General features: G+C 59.6%; 21 protein-coding genes. 12 read left to right on the forward strand and 9 right to left on the reverse strand.

Going from position 1 to position 23,758, the window contains the following annotated elements; genetic code table 11:
* Window positions 1-4: 4 nt before the first annotated feature.
* From msub_RS08455 to msub_RS08490, 8 genes are all read right to left on the reverse strand, one after another.
* Complete coding sequence (locus msub_RS08455; RefSeq protein ID WP_048495599.1) at window positions 5-1,444, reverse strand: alginate export family protein; 1,440 nt, start codon at window positions 1,442-1,444, stop codon at window positions 5-7.
* Between the two features lie 5 nt (window positions 1,445-1,449).
* On the reverse strand, window positions 1,450-2,826 hold the full coding sequence (locus msub_RS08460; protein ID WP_048495600.1) for an SEL1-like repeat protein: 1,377 nt from the start codon (window positions 2,824-2,826) through the stop codon (window positions 1,450-1,452).
* A gap of 13 nt (window positions 2,827-2,839) precedes the next feature.
* Window positions 2,840-4,009, reverse strand: coding sequence for a PilZ domain-containing protein (locus tag msub_RS08465; RefSeq protein ID WP_048495601.1), 1,170 nt, complete (start codon window positions 4,007-4,009; stop codon window positions 2,840-2,842).
* Window positions 4,010-4,071: 62 nt separating this feature from the next.
* Window positions 4,072-5,556, reverse strand: coding sequence for a glycosyltransferase family 2 protein (locus msub_RS08470; RefSeq protein WP_048495602.1), 1,485 nt, complete (start codon window positions 5,554-5,556; stop codon window positions 4,072-4,074).
* Between the two features lie 92 nt (window positions 5,557-5,648).
* A complete protein-coding gene (locus msub_RS08475) occupies window positions 5,649-6,959 on the reverse strand; it encodes a nucleotide sugar dehydrogenase (protein ID WP_048495603.1) in 1,311 nt (436 codons plus the stop codon).
* A 598-nt stretch (window positions 6,960-7,557) separates the two neighbouring features.
* Window positions 7,558-8,739, reverse strand: a complete 1,182-nt coding sequence (locus tag msub_RS08480; RefSeq protein ID WP_048495604.1) for a thiolase family protein — start codon at window positions 8,737-8,739, stop codon at window positions 7,558-7,560.
* A gap of 162 nt (window positions 8,740-8,901) precedes the next feature.
* Window positions 8,902-10,053: an acyl-CoA dehydrogenase family protein gene (locus msub_RS08485; protein WP_048495605.1), complete on the reverse strand. Its 1,152-nt coding sequence runs from the start codon at window positions 10,051-10,053 to the stop codon at window positions 8,902-8,904.
* A 24-nt stretch (window positions 10,054-10,077) separates the two neighbouring features.
* Window positions 10,078-10,839, reverse strand: a complete 762-nt coding sequence (locus msub_RS08490) for an SDR family NAD(P)-dependent oxidoreductase (RefSeq protein WP_048495606.1) — start codon at window positions 10,837-10,839, stop codon at window positions 10,078-10,080.
* Window positions 10,840-10,943: 104 nt separating this feature from the next.
* Here msub_RS08490 and msub_RS08495 point away from each other — a divergent pair, with 104 nt between their 5' ends.
* The 10 genes from msub_RS08495 to msub_RS08540 all read left to right on the forward strand — a co-directional run bounded on the left by msub_RS08495 (window position 10,944) and on the right by msub_RS08540 (window position 21,355).
* A complete protein-coding gene (locus tag msub_RS08495; protein WP_048495607.1) occupies window positions 10,944-11,387 on the forward strand; it encodes a MerR family transcriptional regulator in 444 nt (147 codons plus the stop codon).
* 26 nt (window positions 11,388-11,413) lie between these two features.
* Complete coding sequence (locus msub_RS08500; protein WP_048495608.1) at window positions 11,414-12,583, forward strand: isovaleryl-CoA dehydrogenase; 1,170 nt, start codon at window positions 11,414-11,416, stop codon at window positions 12,581-12,583.
* 207 nt (window positions 12,584-12,790) lie between these two features.
* A complete protein-coding gene (locus msub_RS08505) occupies window positions 12,791-14,398 on the forward strand; it encodes a carboxyl transferase domain-containing protein (RefSeq protein ID WP_048495609.1) in 1,608 nt (535 codons plus the stop codon).
* Window positions 14,399-14,412: 14 nt separating this feature from the next.
* On the forward strand, window positions 14,413-15,219 hold the full coding sequence (locus msub_RS08510; RefSeq protein ID WP_048497033.1) for an enoyl-CoA hydratase-related protein: 807 nt from the start codon (window positions 14,413-14,415) through the stop codon (window positions 15,217-15,219).
* A gap of 1 nt (window position 15,220) precedes the next feature.
* Complete coding sequence (locus tag msub_RS08515) at window positions 15,221-17,215, forward strand: acetyl/propionyl/methylcrotonyl-CoA carboxylase subunit alpha (RefSeq protein ID WP_048495610.1); 1,995 nt, start codon at window positions 15,221-15,223, stop codon at window positions 17,213-17,215.
* Window positions 17,215-18,123 carry a hydroxymethylglutaryl-CoA lyase gene (locus msub_RS08520; protein ID WP_048495611.1) on the forward strand — a complete coding sequence of 303 codons (909 nt, stop codon included), beginning with the start codon at window positions 17,215-17,217 and terminating at the stop codon, window positions 18,121-18,123. Before msub_RS08515 ends, msub_RS08520 begins: the two co-directional genes overlap by 1 nt.
* Window positions 18,124-18,268: 145 nt before the next feature.
* The gene (locus msub_RS08525) at window positions 18,269-18,847 is read left to right on the forward strand and encodes a peroxidase-related enzyme (protein ID WP_048495612.1); all 579 of its coding nucleotides are present in this window, start codon (window positions 18,269-18,271) and stop codon (window positions 18,845-18,847) included.
* A 50-nt stretch (window positions 18,848-18,897) separates the two neighbouring features.
* Window positions 18,898-20,598, forward strand: a complete 1,701-nt coding sequence (locus tag msub_RS08530; protein WP_082146436.1) for an AMP-binding protein — start codon at window positions 18,898-18,900, stop codon at window positions 20,596-20,598.
* Window positions 20,599-20,783: 185 nt separating this feature from the next.
* Complete coding sequence (locus tag msub_RS08535) at window positions 20,784-21,062, forward strand: type II toxin-antitoxin system RelE/ParE family toxin (protein WP_048495613.1); 279 nt, start codon at window positions 20,784-20,786, stop codon at window positions 21,060-21,062.
* On the forward strand, window positions 21,062-21,355 hold the full coding sequence (locus tag msub_RS08540) for a HigA family addiction module antitoxin (RefSeq protein ID WP_048495614.1): 294 nt from the start codon (window positions 21,062-21,064) through the stop codon (window positions 21,353-21,355). Before msub_RS08535 ends, msub_RS08540 begins: the two co-directional genes overlap by 1 nt.
* A gap of 201 nt (window positions 21,356-21,556) precedes the next feature.
* On the opposite strand, the gene msub_RS08545 is transcribed toward msub_RS08540, so the two are convergent.
* Window positions 21,557-22,477: a DUF2914 domain-containing protein gene (locus msub_RS08545; protein ID WP_156182737.1), complete on the reverse strand. Its 921-nt coding sequence runs from the start codon at window positions 22,475-22,477 to the stop codon at window positions 21,557-21,559.
* 278 nt (window positions 22,478-22,755) lie between these two features.
* Here msub_RS08545 and msub_RS08550 point away from each other — a divergent pair, with 278 nt between their 5' ends.
* Together msub_RS08550 and msub_RS22085 are read left to right on the forward strand one after the other, a co-directional pair.
* Window positions 22,756-23,391, forward strand: a complete 636-nt coding sequence (locus msub_RS08550; RefSeq protein ID WP_227506674.1) for a trypsin-like serine peptidase — start codon at window positions 22,756-22,758, stop codon at window positions 23,389-23,391.
* Entirely contained in the window at window positions 23,327-23,701 is a 375-nt protein-coding gene (locus msub_RS22085; RefSeq protein ID WP_227506675.1) for a trypsin-like serine peptidase, read from the forward strand. Before msub_RS08550 ends, msub_RS22085 begins: the two co-directional genes overlap by 65 nt.
* Window positions 23,702-23,758: the final 57 nt, after the last annotated feature.

Genomic DNA, 23,758 nt, shown 5'->3' on the forward strand with positions numbered 1-23,758 from the left:
CTCCTCAAAACCGTTTGGACACATCCAGAACCACCCGATGCCTGAGGTCATCGGCCTGCTCGCCATAGGCATCGCCCGGCATGAACACGCCACCGCTCAGACGGACATCAAAAGGTGCCCACGAGGTGGCGTCATCGCCGTAGTAACCCAGCACCAGATCCACCGATTGGCCAAGGTCGTCGCTGGTGCCGGTAAAGCCGGGCTCGATGAGATCCGAGCGGAGGGTGCCGGCCTGGTCGGCCAGCCAGTAACGGTGGTAGATCAGGTTGGCATCCCAGGTATCCCGGTCAGATAGCGCGGTGTAGATCGTGGCCACCTTGAGATTGCTCCATTCCGGCTGGATTGCCTCACCAAAGCGCTGGACCTGCGAGCGGGTGCCGGTGAAGCGCGAGCGGTTGCTCGCCAGGCTGGTCTGCCGGAACGCGTCCGTATCGCCCCGTTCACTGCCACCGGAGGCATAGGCACCGTGGGCACCGATAACCCAGCGGGGCGTATCCATCAGTTGGGCCCGCACACCCAGATCCGCCGCCCACCCGGCAACATCCCGTTCCCGGGCCCGGTAGCCACTGGGGGCAGCGCTGTCCTGGCCAACCACGGAATCGGTGCCTCGCACCGCCCCAACCTGGGCGAAATACTGAAAAGCATCATGGGAGTGCCAGTCGAAGTAGGCCTGATCGGCCTGAACCGCCGCCCAGGTGAGTGATTCGGTATACATCTCGTCAGACGACTGGCCACGCTCTGCGGCTTCTTGGGCCTGGTCGCCGGAACCCTGGCCATGGGTCACCAGAAATCCCAGGTAATGATTCTTGCGCCACTGCCAGCGGGTTTTCGCGAAGAAGCGGGTAATTTCCTGTTCCTCATCCTGGAGTTCATTGCTGTCCGTGCGCATTTCGGCGAACTTCCGGGCCACACCGACGGTGCTGTCCAGTAGAGAGGTATCGAAGATCCAGCGGACCAGCGTGATGTCGTCGTCCCACCACAGGCCGGTGTTTTCTTTCAAGCGTTCACGCCCGAAACGAATAGACTCGCCCGGGTAGTCACTGAGCCCGTTGTAGTCCAGCCAGGCTTCCCGCAGGGCAAAAAACCCGTCGGTGGTGGTACCGCCGATTTCGTCGCTGACATCAACCTGACCGGTGGCACCAAAGGCCTGAAGACGCAATTTGGATCGCCAATTCGGTGAGAGCTGCCAGACCCATTCCGGCTTGATATCGAGCCCTGCTTCGGTCGATTTTGTTCCGCCATCCGGGCCCAGGCCGAGGCGCCGGTCGCCCTCACTGATGATGCTGACTTTGGACCGGACGCTTTGCTCCACCAGTCTCGGATAGCTCTGATCCAACTCACTCTCATCATTGGACTGGGCCAGGGCCGGTGTTGCCCCCAGAGTGGCCAGGCAACTGACCGAAAGCGCGAGGCGCTTAACCCGAAAATATTTTGCAAGCTGCATTGAGCTTATCCTCCTTGTTCTGAGTTCATGGCGGCGCCGTGAGTACTTTCTGCGAGCATCTGGCGGCGGGCCGCGCGTTCTCGCCTGTGAAGCGCTTCGGCCGCCATTTCGAGGTCGTGTGGCATGGTCGGGACCATCTCCAGCAGCAGGGCCTTGGCGCGTTTAACGCCACCTTCATGGGCCAGCAGGGCAAAGCTCCAGGCATAGCGCCGATTGACTTCGATACCCTTGGCCTCCCAGAAGAGCTCCGCGAGTGCATAATCCGCTTTCGGGAAGCCCCGGCGGGCTGCGTTCAACAGATAGAACCTGGCCTTCTCCGGGGCCGGCTCGCCGAGATAACCACGCTTGTAGACGCGGCCCAGCAGGTAATCCGCCGAGGGGTACTTTTCCCTCGCCTCCATGGCATATTTGATGGCCTTCTTTGGGTCCGCTGTGACGATATCGCCCCGTTCATAGGCCCGCGCCAGCGACAGCGAGGCCTTCAGGTCACCGTTGGCCCGGGCCCGTTCGAGCATGTCCAGCACCACCTTCGGTTCCGCCAGGTAGGTGTTCTCCATGATCAGCCTGGCCCTGGCGGTCAGCGCCGGGACGTAGTCGGGGATCAGCAGGTTGAAGAGTTCGTTGCTGGTGGCGACCTGCTTCTGCGGCGATTCATCGTCCGACAGCCAGCGGGCAAACAGGTAAAGATCCCGATCCTCGATCGTGCCTTCACGCCACGCGCTGGTGGCCCGGTCAACCAGCGCCTTGAGGTCGTCGCTGCGCCCCTGGGACAGATAGACCCGGGCCAGTAGCTGAAAACAGTCGGGCTGAGCCTCGGCAATGGGCACGCACAGGGCTTCGATCTCTTCCGCCCGAGCGTCGAACTGGCCGTTCAGCAGGTAGTAGCGCGCCAGGGCCATATCGCCACGGGGGTCGCCGGCGGAACGGGCCTGTTTGATCAGTTCCAGCGGCTCGCGGCCGGGAAATTCCCCGGGGTAGTTCATGTACAGGTTCACCAGCGGTATCAGCGCCGACTTGTCGCCTTCCGCCAGTGCTTTCCTGAGGTATTTCGCACCGTTGGCCCGCTGTTCGGGGGTCATGCCCTCCCGGGCATTCATTTTGCCGATCCGGATGCTGGCGCGTTCACTGCCCTGTTTGGCCGCTTTCCGGTACCAGCTCAGGGCTTTTTGACGGGCCTCCGGCGTATCCGCCTCGGCGTATAGATCCCCAAGTTCAACCTGGGCATCGGCCAGGCCAAAACGGGCCAGCTCCTCAAGCTGTGCCCGGGCCTGTTCGACATTGCCGCTGGCCGCTGCCCGCTCTGCCCGCTGAATGTCGGGGAGATTGCCACACCCGGCCAGGGCCAGGGATAGAAGGCTTATAACGCATCCTTGACGGAACATGCTTGGCAACCCCTCAGCCTTCCACAAACCGATCAACCACTTTATCCAGACTCGGCAGCCGGAACTGATCGACCGTGACCCCGATAGGACGCCCAATCGCACCTGTCGGCAGGGGCTGGTCAGACTCAATGAAGGCGCTGATAACATCAATCGCCCCCCCCTGAGCCTGGCTGTTCACATACAGCGAGGTGATGTGGCCGGTCTGTTCCACGCCATTGGGCAACCGCAGTGTCACCTGTTGCCCTTCCTCAAGCTTTTCGCCCTGTTCAAACAGGAAGTTGGCGATCACATGGGCGGTGGCATCCATGGGCGCCACAATCGCGAGCTGCTCACCTTTGCTCATGTACTGGTTTTCCGCCGGCCGGAGATTAAGCACCTTGCAGTCACAGGGGCTGGTCAAGGTTCCGCGCACCCGCTGATCCAGCAATTCCTCGATCTGCCCGACGCTGTAACTACCCTCGCCCACCAGGTCATTGACGTACGACAGCATGGGAGCGTCGAAGGTGGCGATGGCTTCCCCCGCCTTGACCTCCTGGCCCTGCTTGACCAGCGTGGTGACCTTGGCATCTTTGGGAATGCGCACAGGAATCTGCTCGGACGCCACCATCGCGGATTCCGCCTTGGTCACGAAATAGATATCCCACAGTTCAGAGGCCACGAAGCTGATGGCAAACAGCCCGATCAGCATCACAATCAGACTGCCAACCATGGCCCTGAGCTTGCCGAAAAAACCGAGGTCCTGGCTGCCCTTGCTTTTCCGCGCCTTGGTGAAATTCTCGCGGGACAAGGTGTTGAGAACGTCACCGGCAGACACCACTTCGCCACTGAGAAATGCTGTTATCAGGTAACGCAATGCCGAGACCTCGCGGGCTCCCAGATTCTGGAACTCGCAACCGCAACGGTCATTGCCGGAATCGAAATTCCGGGGCACGAAGCTGACTTCTATTGCAAAATCAAAGCCGTCGACCTTGAAAACCAGACGCCCGTTGTAAACTCTCCCCTGGCGGAAGGATTCCAGCCCGGTGTTCACACTGAAGCCTCCAGCAGAGAGGTCGGACACCGGAAATTTGTGCGTGCTGCCGTCAAGTTTCACGAATAACCGTGCGGGTATTCGGACCCGGGCATACTGCCGCTGAGCCTCGGATTCGTGAACGAATTGCGGTGCAATTGCTGCCGTATTCATTGTTCTAGCCCTTATCTGTTTTCATTCGATGATGGATGCATGAGAGAACATCTCCTGCCGCTTCAGACGAGTTTCATGACGACCGCCAGAAAAACGCTGCCCGCAGACAGAGTCATGATTCGCGACGACCAGCGATTCATCCTTTGCTGGAACGACGCTTTGTCGGAGCTGAAACGGGTTTTCTGTCGCGTCCAGGACTGGCGATCGAGCCGGAAAAAGACATAGATTTTCACCAGTGACCCGAAGATCTGATTGAAATAGAGAATGCATGGGTAGGCCGGCCCCACCGGGTGTCCGGTGGCAGTCAGCAAAAGGCTCAGCAACAACCGGGTCAGACCGATCCACAACAGGTAGGCCACCAACACCAGCCCGGTATACTTGATCGCAGCCACAATCGCGGCGGTCAGGCCCAGAATGCTGGTCCACATGGAGATGCGCTGATCGAACAGCACGTACCAGGTAAACCATCCCAAGCGCCGTGGGCCCAAACCGGTTGCCCTGGAATTCTGGCGCAGTGAGTTGCCGTACCAGCGGAACATCAGTTGCCGGGCAGACCGGAGGAAGCTCGGATCGGGTGGATGTTCCACGGTACGGATGGAAGCGTCAGGCACATAGAAGGTGTCGTACCCCAGGCGCATCATGCTGTACCAGCTGGACTTGTCATCGCCGGTGAGAAACCGGAATTCCCCCAGCCGCCAATGCTTCAGAGAGTCGTATTCCACATCGGCAATAAACTCCGGGCGGGTTACCACACTGGCCCGGAACATCGACATCCGGCCGGTGAGTGTGAGCACCCTGCGTGCCAGCCCCATGGAGCACATATTCATGTGCCGCTGGGCAAACCGCAGCTTGTGCCACTCGGACATCAAATAGCTGCCACGAACCTCGCAGAATTCATTGGTGGTAAGCGCGCCGACATCGGGCATCAGCCGGAAGTAAGGGGCGGTTTTACGGACTACGCCGGGCTCCAGCACCGTGTCGCCGTCCACCACGGCAACAATGGCGTTTTCATCCGGCAGGTCCCTGGAAATGGCGCGGAAGCCATAGGCCAGACCATCGCGCTTGCCGGTACCGGGAATGCGCACAATCTTCAGTTGAACGTGGTCGGGCGGGGCCATCTTCCGCCACAGAGCCCGCATGATCATTTCATCCGAGAGCTCCACCACCGATGCCACAACCGTGACAGGCCACTGGCATTCAATGGCCTCGCTGATAATTGAGCGATACACCATGGCGGTGGTACCAGAATCAATCCGGAAACTGGTCACCATCAGATAGACGTGCGAAGGCGCAGCCAGTTCGCCGAGCGCCCGTGCCTGGCGCCGAAGCCGGGGATACGCCCATTTGAGGAAATACATTGCACGCAGAAAGTGCGTGATACCCACGGAATACCGCCAGATACCAATCACACCGATCACCAGAAGAAAGTGCGCCCCGCCCCTCACGGTGTAGGTGCTTGGCAGGGAAACAGCCAGTGCTCCGAGTGCCGCGAGAAACAGCAGCCAGCCACCGGCTCTGGATACTGGATTGTCGGAAATGTAAGACATGCCGCAGGTTCCTGAAAGTTCGTTCCGTGCCTGTGCCAGTCCAGACGCCCCCCGCCCTTCAACAGGCGCCGGGGGCATCCGCAAACCGGTCACTACCAGCAGATGCCTTCGAGCACATCGTTGGTTGTGGTCTTCATGAAGCCCACCAGGTCGACAACCCGTTTGCCTTCGGGAACCTCCGCGATCACCGTCTCGAACAGTTCATCGTTGTTGCCCACCACAATCACATCGGCGTGGTCGATCACACTCCGCAGATCGCTGTGCATCAGGTTCGAGAGATGGGGAATTTTCTGGTTGATGTATTCCCGGTTAGCGCCGTGGGTTCGGGCGTAATCCACATTGCGGTCAAAGATCTGCAGGTCGTAGCCCTTGCCAATCAGCATCTCGGCCAGCTCCACCAGCGGGCTTTCGCGCAGATCGTCGGTATTGGATTTGAAGCTCAGGCCGAGCATGCTGATCTTGCGGCTGCCGTAACCGGCCAGGATCTTGAAGGCATGCGACACCTGCTCGTTATTGCTGCTCATGATTGAGCTCAGCAGGGGGTGCTTCACATCCATCTGGCTGGCGCGATAGGTCAGCGCCCGCACATCCTTTGGCAGGCAGGAGCCGCCGAAGGCAAAACCGGGGCGCATGTAATAGCGGGAGATGTTGAGTTTCTTGTCCTGGCAGACCACGTCCATCACATCGCGGCCGTCGACCCCCATGGATTTGGCAATATTGCCGATCTCGTTGGCGAAGCTCACCTTGGTGGCATGCCACACATTGCAGGTGTACTTGATCATCTCGGCCACTTCGATGGGCTTGCGGATGATGGGAGCGTCGAGATCCTCGTAGATACTCGCCAGAAGCTTCCCTGAGCGCTCATCCAGCTCGCCGATGACGGTGATGGGCGGGTGATCGTAGTCCTTGATTGCGGTGCTCTCGCGGAGGAATTCCGGGTTCACGCAGACCCCGAAATCGATCCCGGCCTGCTTGCCGGAGGCCTGCTCCAGGGCGGGAATAACCACGTTGCGAACGGTGCCCGGCAGAACCGTGCTGCGCACCACCACCAGGTGCCAGCCACCCTTGTCGCGCAGCGCCCTGCCGATATCACCGCAGACCTTTTCCACGAACTGGAGATCCAGGTCACCATTAGGCTTGCTGGGGGTGCCCACACAGATCATCGAGAGTTCGCTTTCCTGAACTGCGACGTGGCCGTCAATCACGCCGGTGATATAGCCGTTCTTGCGGCCTGTCTGGAGCAGGCCCTCCAGCCCCGGCTCGACAATCGGCGATTTGCCGTTGTTGATCAGGTCAATCTTGACCGGAGAGACATCCACACCAACCACGTGATGCCCACGCTGAGCGAGGCTGGCGGTACAGACCGCACCCACATACCCCAGACCAAAAATACTGATTCGCATTTCCCTAACTCCCTGACTGTCGTTTTAGTGGCCCGCCAACGGTGAACCTTGCAGAGCCCGATCAGATTCGTTGGCGAAAGCAATGCCAGAACCCTCGGGGCGAATTGGGAGAACGCAGTGGCAGGGGCCAACCCGGACATGGCTTTGCCTCACCACCGCGTTCCGACAGCCAGAAACCTATCGTAACGAAACGTTAAACTCCGCTTACAAAAAGATAATTTTTACCATCTAAATCAAATACATGTATTTATTTTAGGTGTGAATTCAGGATGTACAGAAAGCAATCAAGGCACTGATTTTCGGTGATTTATAAATGCCCGATGACACAGCCTGTCGCCATCGAAGATGCATTTTGAGGTAGAATTTTCGGTTTGATATTTCGAAATCGAACAACGGGGGCGGGACGATATTCAGAATTCGTCTCAGGCGGGATTTTTTCGGATGGAACGGAAATCGGAACCAGCTCGTGACATTAGGCTGCCACTCCAAAAAACCAGCGGTTTCAGGCACCGGATTGGCGCCAATAGAGTGCTCATGGGAGGCATTTGTCGGGGCTCGCTCCCGCGCGAAGCGAGCCCCAAACTTACGGAGTGGACTTCTACATCAGTTCAATCGCCACGGCAGTTCCCTCACCCCCACCAATACACAGCGAAGCCACACCGCGTTTGAGGCCACGCTGCTTCAGGGCATTGATCAGGGTAACGATGATCCGTGAGCCGGAAGAGCCAATTGGATGCCCCAGTGCACAGGCACCGCCGTGCACATTAACCTTCTCAGCCGGCAGCTTGAGCTCGTTGATCGCCGCCAGAGTGACCACCGCGAAGGCTTCGTTGATCTCGAACAGATCCACGTCATCCACGCTCCAACCGGCTTTTTTGAGTACCTTCTCGATGGCGCCGATGGGCGCCAGGGTGAACTCGGCCGGCAAACGGGCGTGGGTGGCGTGGGCCACGATGCGGGCCTGGGGGTGCAGGCCGCGGGCGTCGGCTTCGACGGCAGAGGCCAGCACCAGGGCGGATGCGCCGTCGCTGATGGAGCTGGCGTTGGCGGCGGTTACCGAGCCGTCTTTGGCGAAGGCGGGTTTCAGGTGCGGGATTTTTTCCGGTTTGGCATTGCCCGGCTGTTCGTCGGTATCGACTTCGGTGTCACCACCCCGGCCGGACACGGTCACCGGAACGATCTCGTCACGGAACCAGCCATTTTCGATGGCGGCCAGGGATTTTTGCAGGGAGCCAATAGCAAATTCGTCCATGGCCTGGCGGCTGATGTCGTATTTGTCAGCGGTGCGCTGGGCGAAGACGCCCATCAGGCCGCCTTCGTAGGCATCTTCCAGGCCATCGAGGAACATGCTGTCCAGCACCTGGCCATGGCCCATGCGCATACCGGCGCGGGCTTTGGGCAAGAGGTACGGCGCCTGGCTCATGTTTTCCATGCCGCCAGCGATCATGATGTTGTTGGTGCCGGCCTTGATCTGGTCGTGGGCCATGATCACGGCCTGCATGCCGGAGCCGCACATCTTGTTGATGGTGGTGCAGCCGGAGCTGTCCGGGATGCCGGAAGCGCGGGAGGCCTGGCGTGCCGGGGCCTGGCCCAGGCCGGCAGGCAGCACGCAGCCCATGATGACTTCCTGAACATCCGCTGGCTGGAGGCCAGAGCGTTCGATGGCGGCCTTGATGGAGATGGCGCCCAGGTCCGGGGAGCGCACCGAGCTAAGGGAGCCCATCATGCCGCCCATGGGAGTTCTTGCTGAGCCTGCTATTACTACGTCGTTACCATTCATTTTAAATGCCCTCGAATTTGGTGCTGGGCCAAGTGCCAGACGCCTTTCCGGGACACGCTGTGAATACGTCCCTGTAAGCTTGACTGCAGCATCCATGCTGCAGACAGTCCCGGAAAGGCGTCTGGCACTCGGCCCTTCAGCTTGTGAGTTCGTCTGCCTTAATCAGGCTTTGCCCAGCACAGACCGGGCAATAATTTCTTTCATTACCTCCGAGGTGCCGCCGTAAATCCGCTGCACCCGCGCGTCGATGAAGTTCCGGGAAATCGGGTATTCCGTGGTGTAACCATAACCGCCAAACAGCTGCAGGCAGCCGTCGGCGACGCGGCACTGCATTTCGGTGGCGCTGTACTTGGCCATGGAGGCCGTGGGCGCATCCAGCTCGCCGCGGTCGTACTGGTCGATGCACTGGTCCACGAAGGCCTTGTTGACCCGGTAATCGGTTTCCATACGGGCGATCTCGAAACGGGTGTTCTGCAGTTGGGCCAGCTTCTGGCCGAACAGTTCCCGTTCCTGGGCGTAGGCGATGGTCAGGTCCAGCGAACCGCGCGCGGCGGCGACGCCGAGGGCACCGATCACCAGGCGCTCCCGGGGCAGCTCACGCATCAGGTAAACGAAACCCTGGCCTTCTTCACCCAACAAGGCAGACGCCGGGATGCGCATGTCCGAGAAGAACATCTCGGAGGTGTCACCGGAGTGCTGGCCGATCTTGTCGAGGTTCCGGCCCTTGCTGTAACCCGGCAGCGAGGTATCCACCAGGAACAGGCTGATACCGCGGGCACCGGCCTTGGGGTCGGTCTTGGCGGCAACGATCACCATGTCCGCATGCTGGCCGTTGGTGATGAAGGTCTTGGAGCCGTTGAGGATGTAGTCGTCGCCATCCTTCAGCGCGCTGGTGCGGATTGCCTGCAGGTCACTGCCGGCACCCGGCTCGGTCATGGCGATGGCGCCGACCGCTTCTCCGGAGACCAGCTTGGGCAACCATTGCTGGCGCTGCTCCTCGTTGCCGATGTGGCTGAGGTAAGGCGCAACAATGTCGGAGTGCACCATCACGTTGGTGGACAGGGCGCCGAAGCCCATGCGGGCAAGCTCTTCGCCCACCACCACGGAGAACTGGAAGGGTGCACCGATGCCGCCACAGTCTTCCGGCACATCAACACACAGCATGCCGGCGTTGCCCAGGGTGTTCCAGAGTTCCCGGGGTACGATGCCGGACTTTTCCCAGGCTTCGTAGTGCGGCGTCACTTCCTTTTCCAGGACCTTGATCACCGAGTCCCGGAACATTGCCAGTTCTTCTTTATCAACAGGCATGGTCATGAATGTCTCCTGCAATTGAATGCGTCACTTGGGCGCCATGCGAAGCGCGCAGTCGAGGCGAATCACTTCGCCGTTGAGAATCGGGTTGCGCACCATCTGGTCCACCATCATGCCGAACTCCTCCGGTTTGCCGAGGCGTTTCGGGAACGGCAGCGTAGCCGCCAGGCTTTCCTGAACTTCCTCGGGCATACCCGCCATCATGGGGGTCATGAACAGGCCCGGCGCAATCGTATTTACACGGATGCCCTCGCGGGCCAGCTCCCGGGCCGACTGCAGGGTCAGCGATACCACGCCGCCCTTGGAGGCACTGTACGCAGCCTGGCCAATCTGGCCCTCATAGGCGGCCACCGACGCGGTATTGATGATCACGCCCCGCTCGCCATCGGCGTTCGGCTCACGCTGGGCCATATCCGCCGCCGCCAGCCGAAGAATGTTAAAGGTGCCGATAAGGTTGACCTGGATAACCTTGCTGAAGTTCTCCAGGGGCATCACACCGTCACGGCCCAGAATCTTGCCTGCGGTGGCAATACCGGCGCAGTTCACCGCGATACCGCAGGGGCCGTGGGCCTCTCTTGCGGCGTTGATCGCTGATTCGGCGCTGTCTGGCGAGCTGACGTCGCATTTCAGGAAGATCCCGCCGATATCCGCAGCGACCTTTTCACCCTGCTCCTGTTGAAGATCCAGGATGGCCACCTTGCATCCGGCAGCGGCCAGTGCCCGGGCCGCACCCTCGCCCAGCCCGGACGCCCCGCCTGTTACAATGGCTGCCACATTTTTGAATTCCATCGTTCGCTCCCCTTTTCAGGATTCTGTTTATTAAAAATCTGACCAGAAAACCACTTTACGTTTACGTAAACTTTATCTAACCTAAGTCTAAAAAGGAAATCGTCATGATCGAAAAAAGAACCTTCAGCATCAGTGAGCTCTCGCAGGAGTTCGATGTAACGACGCGAAGCATCCGCTTTTATGAAGACCAGGGCCTGCTCAAACCCAGGCGCCGCGGGCAAACCCGCATCTTCAGCACCAAAGACCGGGTGCGCCTGAAGCTGATTCTCCGCGGTAAACGCATGGGCTTCACCCTTGCAGAAACCAAGGAACTTTTCGATCTGTGGGACGAGACCCTCACAGGCAACGAAAAACAGCTTCTGAAAATGCTGGAAATCCTGGAAGGCCGCAGGGCCATGCTGGAGCAGCAGAAGAACGACATCGCACAAGCGGAAATGGAAATTGAGACAGCCGAAACCCGGTGCCGTGAAGCCCTGGACGAGCTGCAGAAAAAAAAGAAACAGCAGGCCCCGGCCAACGACGAAGCCAGGCAGGCCGCTGAACACTAATGACAGAAGATCAAAGGTAGCCAACGATGAAATCACAATACTCAGAGCTCAACTTCGGCCTCGGTGAAACCCTCGACATGCTCCGCGAGCAGGTCAACGGCTTTGCCGCTGCCGAAATCGCACCCCGCGCCGAGGAAATCGACCGCAATAACGAGTTCCCCATGGACCTGTGGCGGAAAATGGGCGACATGGGCCTGCTGGGTATCACCGTGAGCGAAGAATACGGCGGCTCAGCCATGGGCTACCTTGCACACGTCATCGCCATGGAAGAAATCAGCCGCGCCTCCGCCTCCGTTGGCCTCTCCTACGGTGCCCATTCCAACCTGTGCGTGAACCAGATTCACCGTAACGGCACGGAAGAACAGAAACAGAAATACCTGCCCAAGCTCGTCAGCGGCGAGCACGTTGGCGCCCTGGCCATGTCCGAGCCCAACGCCGGCTCCGACGTCATCTCCATGAAACTGACGGCCAAAGACGCCGGTGACCACTACGTCCTCAACGGCAATAAAATGTGGATCACCAACGGCCCGGATGCGAACACCTACGTCATCTACGCCAAAACCGACATCTCTGCCGGCTCTAAAGGTTTGACCGCCTTCATCGTAGAACGCGACGCCCCGGGCTTCAGCCGCCACCAGAAACTCGACAAACTCGGCATGCGCGGCTCCAACACCTGTGAGCTAGTATTCGAAGACTGCAAAGTACCCAAGGAAAACGTCCTTGGAGGCGTTGGCAACGGCGCCAAAGTCCTCATGAGCGGCCTCGACTACGAGCGCCTGGTACTCTCCGGCGGCCCTCTGGGCATCATGCAGGCGGCCATGGACGTGGTCGTTCCTTACATCCGCGAGCGCAAACAGTTCGGCCAGGCCATCGGTGAGTTCGAACTGGTACAGGGCAAAGTCGCTGACATGTACACCTGGATGAACACCGCCAAGTCCTATGTCTACATGGTCGCCATGTCCGCCGACCGCGGCGCGGAAACCACCCGTAAAGACGCCGCCGGCGCGATCCTCTACTCCGCCGAAATGGCCACCAAGATGGCCCTGGACGCCATCCAACTGCTCGGCGGTAACGGCTACATCAACGAATACCCGACAGGCCGACTGCTGCGGGACGCCAAACTGTACGAAATCGGTGCCGGCACGTCCGAGATCCGCCGGATGCTGATCGGTCGAGAGCTGTACCTGAACAAGTAAAACAGCTTCAAGCCACCGGCTCCCGGGGCCTTTTACGGTTCCAAGGAAGCCAGCACCCAAAGTATGACGGAGGGGGCGGTGGCAGGGCAGTCCGGGAATGTAGAGGGCCATGGATGGCCCGAAACAAGCGCACATGGATGTGCTCGTAGCGGTTCCCGGACTGCCCTGCCGCCGGCCCCGACTCCCCGAGGTCAGGAAGTCAAAACCATGACAATACTGCAAAGCAAGATTAACCCCAGGTCCGAAGAGTTCCAGGCCAATCAGGAATCCATGGCCCAGGCCGTAGCCGACCTGCGCGACAAAGTTTCCACCATCCAACAGGGTGGCGGCCCCTCCTACCAGGAGCGCCACATCGCCCGAGGCAAACTCCTGCCCCGGGAACGCATCAACCGCCTCCTGGACGACGGCTCCCCCTTCCTGGAAATCGGCCAGTTTGCCGCCTACAACGTCTACGGTGAAGACGTCCCGGCAGCAGGCGTCATCGCCGGCGTGGGCCGCGTCTCCGGTACCGAATGCATGATCATCGCCAACGACGCCACCGTAAAAGGCGGCAGCTACTACCCGCTGACCGTGAAAAAACACCTGCGCGCCCAGGAAATTGCCCTGGCAAACCGCCTGCCCTGCATCTACCTGGTCGACTCCGGCGGCGCCAACCTGCCCCGCCAGGACGAAGTCTTCCCGGATCGTGACCACTTTGGCCGCATCTTCTACAACCAGGCCCGCATGTCCGCCGACGACATCCCACAGATTGCCGTCGTCATGGGCCTGTGCACCGCCGGTGGCGCCTACGTGCCCGCCATGGCCGACGAATCCATCATCGTCCGCAACCAGGGCACCATCTTCCTGGCCGGCCCCCCGCTGGTAAAAGCCGCCACCGGTGAAGTGGTCAGCGCCGAAGACCTCGGCGGCGCCGACGTACACTGCAAGATCTCCGGTGTTGCCGACCACTACGCCGAAAACGACGCCCACGCCCTGGAAATCGCCCGCCGCTGCGTCTCCAACCTCAACCGCCGAAAACCGGTTCCGGTGGAAGTCCAGAAGCCCCGCGCGCCGCTGTTCGACGCCGAAGAAATCTACGGCATCGTCGGTACTGATCTGCGCAAACAGTTCGACGTGCGTGACGTGATCGCCCGGGTCGTCGACGGCTCCGAGTTTGACGAATTCAAACGCTACTACGGCCAGACCCTCGTTACCGGCTTTGCCCACATTCACGGTTACCCCGTGGGCATCATCGCCAACAACGGCATCCTGTTCGGTGAGTCTGCCCAGAAAGGCGCCCACTTCGTCGAGCTCTGCTGCCAGCGCAATATCCCGCTGCTGTTCCTGCAGAACATCACCGGCTTCATGGTAGGCCAGAAATACGAAGCCGAAGGTATCGCCAAACACGGCGCCAAGATGGTCATGGCCGTGGCCTGCGCCAACGTGCCCAAGATCACCGTACTGATCGGCGGCAGCTTCGGTGCCGGCAACTACGGCATGTGCGGCCGCGCCTACAGCCCCGACTTCCTGTGGATGTGGCCCAACGCCCGCATCTCCGTGATGGGCGGTGAACAGGCCGCCGGTGTGATGGCCACCGTCAAGCGTGAAGGCATGGAGCGCAAGGGCCAGGACTGGAGTGCCGAGGAAGAGGCCCAGTTCAAGCAGCCGATCATCGACACCTACGAGCATCAGGGCCACCCCTACTACGCCAGTGCACGGCTATGGGACGACGGCGTCATCGACCCGGCCCAGACCCGCGAAGTGGTGGCCCTGAGCCTCTCTGCCACCCTTAACCGCCCGGCCAAACCGACACGCTTCGGCGTGTTCCGGATGTAATGGGGGAGACTGACATGACCGAACAGGAAAACGCGGTTCTGCTCAACCGCCGCCCCGAAGGTATCACCGAGGTGGTCCTGAACCGCCCGGACAAGCGCAACGCGTTTGACGACGTGATCATCCAGCAGTTGATCACCGCCCTGACCGAGGTGAACCAGGACGCAGACACCAGGGTGGTTATCCTGCGCTCCGAAGGAAAACACTTTTCCGCCGGGGCCGACCTTGGCTGGATGCGCCGGATGGCCGAGAACAGCCGCCAGGAAAACCTCGACGATTCCCGGGAACTGGCCCGGTTGATGAACGTGCTCAACCACCTGTCCAAGCCAGTGATCGGCCTGGTGCAGGGTGCCGCCTTCGGGGGCGCCGTGGGTCTCGCCGCCTGCTGCGATATCGTCATCGCCACTGAACAATCCAGCTTCTGCCTCAGCGAAGTTAAGCTCGGCCTGATCCCGGCGGTGATCAGCCCCTACGTGCTGCGCGCTATCGGTGAGCGCCAGGCCCGCCGCTACTTCATCTCGGCCGAGGTGTTCACCGCCCGGCAAGCGCAGGAGTACGGGCTGGTGCATATCGTTTGTGATGACCTGGAAGCCATGGACCTGCGCTGCAATGAGCTGCTGCAGCACTTGGCCATGAACGGCCCGGAGGCCATGAAAGCCGCCAAGGATCTGGTGTTCGCCGTCAGCCACAAGCCCATTGATCACACCGTGATTGACGACACCGCGCACCGCATCGCTGACATCCGCGTGGGTGAAGAAGGCCAGGAAGGGCTCAGCGCCTTCCTGAACAAACGCCGCGCAAACTGGACTCCGGAGAGCAAGTAACATGTTCAGCAAAATTCTGATCGCCAACCGGGGCGAAATCGCCTGCCGGATCATCCAAACCGCCCACCGCATGGGCATTCGCTGCGTCGCCGTCTACTCAGAGGCCGACGCCAACGCCCGGCACGTGGCCATGGCCGACGAAGCCTTCCACATTGGCCCTGCACCCAGCTCCGAGAGCTACCTGCGGGCTGACAAGATTATCGAGATTGCCAAAAAGAGCGGTGCCCAGGCGATTCACCCGGGCTACGGCTTCCTCTCGGAAAACACCGGCTTTGCCGAAGCCTGTGAAGCCAACGATCTGGTGTTCATCGGCCCGCCCTCCTCGGCCATTGCCGCCATGGGCTCCAAGTCCGCCGCCAAGGCCATCATGGAAAAAGCCGGCGTGCCGCTGGTGCCTGGCTACCACGGTGATGACCAGTCCCCGGACACCCTGCGCAAAGAAGCCGAAAAATGCGGCTTCCCGTTGCTGCTGAAAGCCGTCGCCGGTGGCGGAGGCAAAGGCATGCGCGTGGTTGAGCGCATGGAAGACTTTGACGACGCCCTGGCCGCCGCCAAACGGGAATCGAAGAACGCCTTTGGCAATCCGGACATGCTCATCGAACGCTACCTGACCCAGCCACGGCACGTGGAAATCCAGGTGTTCTGTGACCAGGACGGCCACGGCGTGTACCTGGCCGAGCGGGACTGCTCCGTGCAGCGCCGCCACCAGAAAGTGCTGGAAGAAGCACCGGCCCCGGGCCTGAGCGAAGAAACCCGCAAAGCCATGGGTGAGGCGGCGGTTAAAGCCGCCCAGGCCATCAACTACGTGGGCGCCGGCACTGTGGAATTCCTCTACGACGTGGACGGTTCCTTCTTCTTCATGGAAATGAACACCCGCCTGCAGGTCGAGCACCCGGTCACCGAAATGGTCACCGGCCAGGATCTGGTGGAGTGGCAATTGAAAGTCGCCTGGGGCGAGCCCCTGCCGCTGGAACAGTCCCAGGTAAAAACCCGGGGCCACGCCCTGGAAGCACGCATCTACGCAGAAGACCCGGACCAGGATTTCCTGCCTGCCACCGGCAACCTGCGCTACCTGAGCACTCCGGATGAGAGCGCGCATGTACGGGTGGATACTGGCGTTACCGAAGGCGACGACATCAGCATCCATTACGACCCGATGATCGCCAAACTGATCGTGTGGGACGAAACCCGCGACCAGGCCATCAACCGCATGGTCCAGGCCCTGGAGCACTACCGTATCGCCGGTGTGAAAACCAATATCCGGTTCCTCCACGCCCTGGCCGACGCCCAGCCGTTCCGGGAAGCGGAGCTGACCACTGGGTTTATTGAGGATCACCGCGACCTGCTGTTTCCGGCATCGAAACTGGATACCCACAAGGCCCTGGTACTGGCTGCCGGCTTCGTGCTGGAACAGCGCAAATCCCGGGAAGTGGTCAGCACCGACCCCTGGTCGCCATTTGGCCGCCAGAACAGCTGGCGCATGAACTCCGAATACGCCCAGCCGCTGCAACTGCAGGTGGGAGAAGACATCCACGATCTCAAAGTGCTGGAGCGGGACGACCGCTACCAGGTCTACGTGGGCGACAGTGTGTACAACCTCACCGCCCGTCTGGATGACGACTACCTGCAGGCAGTGATCAACGGCCACCGCATCAGCGTCCACGGCAACCTGCACAACGACCAGCTGGTGCTGTTCTACGAGGGCGACACCTTCAACTGCACCGTGTACAAGGAAAGCTACGGCTTCGAGGAAATGGCCGGCGAAGGCAGCCTGGCCGCGCCCATGAACGGCGCCATCGTCGCCGTACAGGCCAAGGTCGGCGACAGGGTTACCGCAGGCCAGAGCCTGGTGATCATGGAAGCCATGAAGATGGAACACGCCATCAAGGCCCCGGCCGACGGCGTAGTCACCGAGATCTTCTTCGCCGAGGGCGACCAGGTCTCCGAAGGTGCTGAACTGATTGCCATTGAAGTCGATGAAGAGGAGGCAAGCTGATGGCCTTTCCCAAACAGGTTCGCCTGGTGGAAATGAGCCCCCGGGACGGACTCCAGAACGAGCCCGGCCCGGTGATTGCCACTGCCATCAAAACCGGCCTGATCGACCGCCTGGCCGACAGCGGCCTGAGCCACATCGAGGCCGCCAGCTTTGTGTCCCCGAAATGGGTGCCACAGATGGGCGACGCCGCCGACGTTATGGCCGGCATCAATCGCCAGGCCGGCGTGCGCTACTCGGTGCTAACCCCCAACCTCAAGGGCTTCGAAAACGCCCTGGCGGCGGGCGTGGACGAAGTGGCCGTGTTCGGTGCCGCCTCCGAATCCTTCAGCCGGAAAAACATCAACTGCTCCATCGCCGAAAGCCTCGACCGCTTCCTGCCAGTGATGGAAGCCGCCGGCAAGGCCGGCATCCCGGTGCGCGGCTACGTCTCCACCGTGCTGGGCTGCCCCTACGAAGGCGACATCGCCCCCGAACAGGTCGCCACCGTCGCCAAGGCCCTCTACGACATGGGCTGCTACGAAATCTCCCTGGGCGACACCATCGGCGTGGGCACCCCGATTAAAGCCAAACGCATGCTCGAAGCCGTCGCCGCCCACGTGCCGATGGACAAACTGGCCGCCCATTTCCACGACACCTACGGCCAGGCCCTGGCCAACCTGTATGCGGTTCTGGAAGAAGGCGTCAGCGTGATCGACGCTTCCGTCGCCGGCCTCGGCGGCTGCCCCTACGCCAAGGGTGCGTCGGGCAACGTCGCCACCGAAGACGTGCTATACCTGCTTAACGGTTTAGGCATCAAGACCGGCGTAGATCTCGAGAAACTTGTGGCAACGGGAGACTGGATATGTGGTCAGCTAAAACGTCAAAACGGCTCCAAGGTCGGCCAAGCCATGGGCGGTAACTGCCAATGATTGAACTGGCAGGTGGGGTGCAACCTCCCGGGACTGTCTGCAGCATGGATGCTGCAGTCAAGCTTACATGGACGTATTCACAGCGTGTCCCGGGAGGTTGCACCCCACCTGCCAACGCACCATACAAAAAGGCTGGGAATAACCAATGAACCAGAACAAAAACGTAGTGGCGCTGGATCTGCCAATTCCCGGGATCAGCGACATGCCGGAGGACACCCAGAAGTACTTCCAGATCTGCCAGGAAAAGCTCGGCATGATCCCGAACGTACTCACCGCCTACAGCCAGAACCTGAAACAACTGGAAGGCTTCACCCGCCTCTACAACGAGCTCATGCTCGGCGAAGGCGAACTCTCCAAACTGGAGCGGGAAATGGTGGCCGTGGTGGTCTCCTCCGAGAACAAATGCTTCTACTGCCTGGTGGCCCACGGCGCCGCCGTACGGGTACTGAGCGGCGATCCCCAGCTGGGTGAGCACATGGTGATGAACTACCGCAGCGCCAAACTCGACAAGCGCCAGCGGGCCATGCTGGATTTTGCATCCCACCTGACCCGCTCACCGGCCACCGTCACCGAAGACGACATCCAGGCCCTGCGGGATGCCGGCCTCAGCGACCGCGGCATCTGGGATCTCAGCAACCTGATCGGTTTCTACAACATGTCCAACCGCGTGGCAATTGCCAGCGATATGCAACCTAATCCCGAATATCACAGTCAGAGTCGCTAGCAGGCAAAAACCTGCTCGCCCTCGAATACAACAACAATGGAGGCAGAGATATGAGCAAGACTCTACCAAGCACCTATCCCAGTTATACGAGCGGAACCGCCGAAGCCCCCCTGCTGGGCATGACCATTGGCGAAATGCTCGACCGCACCGCCGAACAGTATCCGGATAACGAAGCCCTGGTGTGCCTGCACCAGGACATTCGCTGGACCTACAAAGAATTCGTTGAAAAGGTCGACGAAGCCGCCCGGGCTTTCATGGCCATCGGCGTCAAGCGCGGCGACCGCGTGGGCATCTGGTCTCCGAACCGCTACGAGTGGACCGTTACCCAGTTCGCCACCGCCAAAGTCGGCGCCATCCTGGTAAACATCAACCCGGCCTACGGCGTGCACGAACTGCAATACGCCCTGAACCTGGCCGGCATCACCACCCTGGTAACAGCGGACAGCTTCAAGGCCTCCAACTACCGGGAAATGATCTACGAGCTGGCCCCGGAGCTGAAACGCAGCGCCCCCGGCAAGCTCAAGGCCGACCACGTACCCGAGCTGCGTGCCGTGATCAACGTGCACGAAGACAAACACGATGGCATGTGGACCTGGAAGGAATTCCTCGGTTTCGCCGGCGACGTATCCCAGGACGAGCTGAACAAACGCCAGAGCGAACTGCAGTTTGATGACCCGATCAACATCCAGTTCACCTCCGGCACCACTGGCAACCCCAAAGGCGCCACCCTCACCCACCACAACATCCTGAACAACGGGTACTTCGTGGGCGAGAGTCAGCTTCTGACGGAAAAAGACCGCCTGGTGATTCCAGTGCCCCTGTACCACTGCTTCGGCATGGTGATGGGCAACCTGGGCTGCATCACCCACGGTGCCGCGATGATCTACCCCTCCGAGGGATTCGAACCGAAAGCCGTGCTGCAAGCGGTCCACCAGGAAAAGGCCACCGCCCTGTACGGCGTACCCACCATGTTCATCGCGGAGCTGGGCGACCCGGACTTCGAAAGCTATGACCTCTCGCACCTGCGCACCGGCATTATGGCAGGCTCCATCTGCCCGGCGGAGATCATGAAGAAAGTAAACAGCAAGATGAACATGAAAGAAGTGCAGATTGCCTACGGCATGACAGAGACCAGCCCGGTGTCCACCCAGACCAGCTCACTCGACCCGTTCGAGAAGCAGGTCACCACCGTGGGCCGCACCCAGCCGCACCTGGAAACCAAGATCGTCGATCCGGCCAACGGCAACGTCGTTCCCCGGGGCGAGATCGGCGAGCTCTGTACCCGTGGCTACAGCGTAATGCTGAAGTACTGGAACAACGAAGAGAAAACCCGCGAAGCCATCGACAGCGCCGGCTGGATGCACACCGGCGATCTGGCCACCATGGACGAAGAGGGCTACATCCAGATCGTTGGCCGCATCAAGGATATGGTCATCCGCGGCGGCGAGAACATCTACCCGAAAGAAATCGAAGAGTTCCTCTACACCCACCCGGCCATCGAAGAAGTACAGGTAACCGGCATTCCCGATGACAAATACGGCGAAGAGCTGATTGCCTGGGTGAAGCTGGCTCCAGATGCTGCGCCCGTTACGGCAGAGGATCTGCAGGCCTTCTGCAAGGGCAAGATCGCCCACTTCAAGATCCCGAAGAACTACAAGTTCGTGGATGAGTTCCCGATGACCGTCACCGGGAAGATCCAGAAGTTCAAGATGCGGGAGATTTCGATTGAGGAGATGGGGCTGAAGAAGTAAGCGCCCCTTCCCCATCCCGCTCCTGACTCAAACCCCAGCCATGTGCTGGGGTTTGTGCTTTGTGTACGACCTCAGAGAAGCTGGAACCATACAAGTCGCGTAAGGCGGACGTCCCTGACGGGCCGCCGCTTCGCTCAGCGTTAAGCCCTATTGTTGCGTGGTGCGCAACATGCTAGCATTCCCTCATGATTAAATCATTCCGTCACAAAGGACTGAAGCGGTTTTACTCGACCGGCCACACGTCTGGCATACAACCCGACCATGCCAAGAAGCTGCGTATGGAGCTGGCTGCTCTGGATACGGCGACTTCAGTGGAAGACATGGATATCCCTGGTTTTCGACTTCATCCATTGAAGGGCAAAGACAAAGGCCGGTGGTCGATTAGGGTTAACGGAAATTGGCGCATGACGTTCGAATTCCAGGACGGCAACGCCTACATTCTTGATTATGAGGATTATCACTAATGACTATGCATAATCCGCCGCATCCTGGTGAATTCATTCGGGAGGTGTACCTGGAGCCTTTCGGTATCAGTTCCCGTCAGCTTGCTTCCAGTCTGGGGGTCTCTCCCTCCACTTTGTCTCGGCTGCTCAAAGGGGATAGTGGTATTAGCCCGGAAATGTCGCTTCGGCTATCCAAGGTTCTCGGACGTTCTCCTGAGAGTTGGTTGGCGATGCAAGATGTGTACGATCTATGGGTGGCCCGCAACACGGTCAACCTGGATGGAATCCATCCCCTGGACTTCGAGGCAGCTTAACCAATGGCTGTTGTCGGACGCGCCTGCGCTGGCGCTCCGGCACGCCGCAAAGCCAGGCGTTATGTGGGCGTTCCCATAGAGAATCCATATGGCATTCAGTAAGTTCGAAGCAAAGAAAATTGAGCGGGCCGCCTCTGAATTTCTTGAAGACCGGAGGCCGCCAGTCGAGATCCGGCCCAGGTTAGATGCTTCCAACTTCGGTTAGAGAGGAAGAACCGAAAACTCCCCTTTCGCCAAAAGCTCGCCTTCCTCTGTGACCACCTCAACTCTCCAGTCTCCCACCATGTGTCGGTCGATATACTTGGCTGAGGATGCGCGCATGGGGTCAACCGACGGCCTGATTTCCACTCGCGCAACCCGTTCATCCTCCAGGTACCAGTCGTGGAAGTGCAACTGACCTTCCATGCCCTGGATTTCGGTAAACAGGTAAATTCGGATCAGTCCGTCACTGTTCATCGTCAAAACGTTCGGGATTTCGTCAATTGGCTCTTTTTCCTCCAGGCCGGTACTCAGTTGCGCCCGGATTATGTGATCAGAAAGGAGCTCGATGGAGGCAGCATCTTCCCGGGACGGTTCGGATTCTCCTGCCGCCGGCGCCGGAAGGGAGGCGGGCTCTACCGATGCAGTTTCGGACACGGCGACAGGCGTCTCGACCACTTCAGTTTGAACTGAATTTGTCTGGTCCGGCATGACAGCGTCTACGCCAGATTCAGATTGTTCTCGTGATGCGGTCTGCGGTAACTGGATAGATGCAGGCTCGGCGGACGCGGGCTGGTCGACAAATACCGACGGGAGAGAAGGCGCCTCCACTCCCTGATTCTCTGCCAGCGCTTCATTTTGCTCGCCGGTGCCAAAGATCTCTAAAGCGCCCCAGATTATGCCCCCCACCACCAGAATTAATACGAAAAGAGCAGCAAAGATGCGCCCCCAAAGATACACAACAATCTCTTCGGGCTCTTTGGGCTCACGCAGGCGGGAGGACTTACCTGAAAAACGTTGATCTTGCGGTCTTGCTGTTTTCACCGGTCGTTCTTCCTTGAAGCGGGAAAAACACACTATAGCAAACTCATGCAAGCAAGAGGTGACGGTGCCATAATTATCGGAGACGATTTGTTTCGCCAAGGGATTTCATCGGGCGTTAAGTATCCGAGTTACCCACGAACAGTAATCTTCAGTAGCCACCGCACAGACGGCGACAACGGCCACGTCGAACTGGTCAACCTTTGACCACTCCGCAGTAAGAACTAGACTAACTAATGCCTCTGATGTTCGCTGGAGAGTCTTGTCCCCGGTGGTGCACAAGACGATTTTGCTGGATGCACACAAAACCGGGGCAGGTTCAGCGCCGGCCCCGTCTGGCGCTGGAAGCCATGGTTTAGCGTTCAAAAAAGAACTTTAAAATGGCCAGCAAAGATAAAGCGAACGATGAATCCCCTCTCTCTGCCTCCGAGGTTGCCGAACGTTTCGACAAAAGTCCGAAAGGCAAAATACCAAAAGATCTGCAGTCCATGTTGCTGCCGGAACCAAAGCCCTACAAGTATAAAGGGATTGATGCCGAACGGGATTCGCAGTCTGACGCAACACCTACCGCGCCAATGATCCCCAAGTGGTTTGGGGTAAGCGCCCTACCCTGCAGGGAGAAGCCGCTAATACCGCCTCGTGTTCTTCTGAATGGAAAAGACCTCCGGCCTCTGACTGTTTTTAATCCGGAGGATCGCAGAATCTACAACGACATCAGCTACCCATGGGGAACCATTTGCAAGGTCCTGACGTCGTCCGGCAGCGGATCGGGTGTCATTGTTGGCCCCAGACATGTGCTGACGGCAAGTCATGTCGTTGACTGGAGCTCAAATGGCGCAGGCACCGTCGAGGTTCATCGATCCGGCGGTTCAGTCCGTGCCGTCACCGCCAGGGTCTGGTTTTATACAAAGGTGACCGGCAGCGTTGGCTGGTTTGAGCTCGACGAGGACTATGCGGTTCTGGTCACTGCTGATCGTATTGGCGATCTGTTCGGATGGATCGGCACGCACGTATAACAGTTCGTGGGATGACGAACCATACTGGTTCAATATCGGCTATCCCGGCAGTATTGGCAGCGCCTTGCGCCCGACCTTTCAGCGCGACAAGACGCTGAATGAGCCCTGGTATGATCTCGGCCCCGCTCGTTCCATGGAAACCCATGCGGACCTGACACCCGGAAACTCCGGAGGCCCCATGTTCGCTTTCTGGAGCGATGGCCCCTATGGTGTGGCGGTGGTATCGGCTGAAGATACCGACGAAAACTGGTGCGCTGGTGGTTCCTGGTTAACCAAACTTGTGCGCCATGCACGGGATCAGGATTCGTAAAGGGCCCGGCCGGATCTGAGTAACGGGATCCAGAAGATTATCGCGGTAATGGGGCGG

This window comes from Marinobacter subterrani (assembly GCF_001045555.1).
Taxonomy (GTDB): Bacteria; Pseudomonadota; Gammaproteobacteria; order Pseudomonadales; family Oleiphilaceae; genus Marinobacter; species Marinobacter subterrani.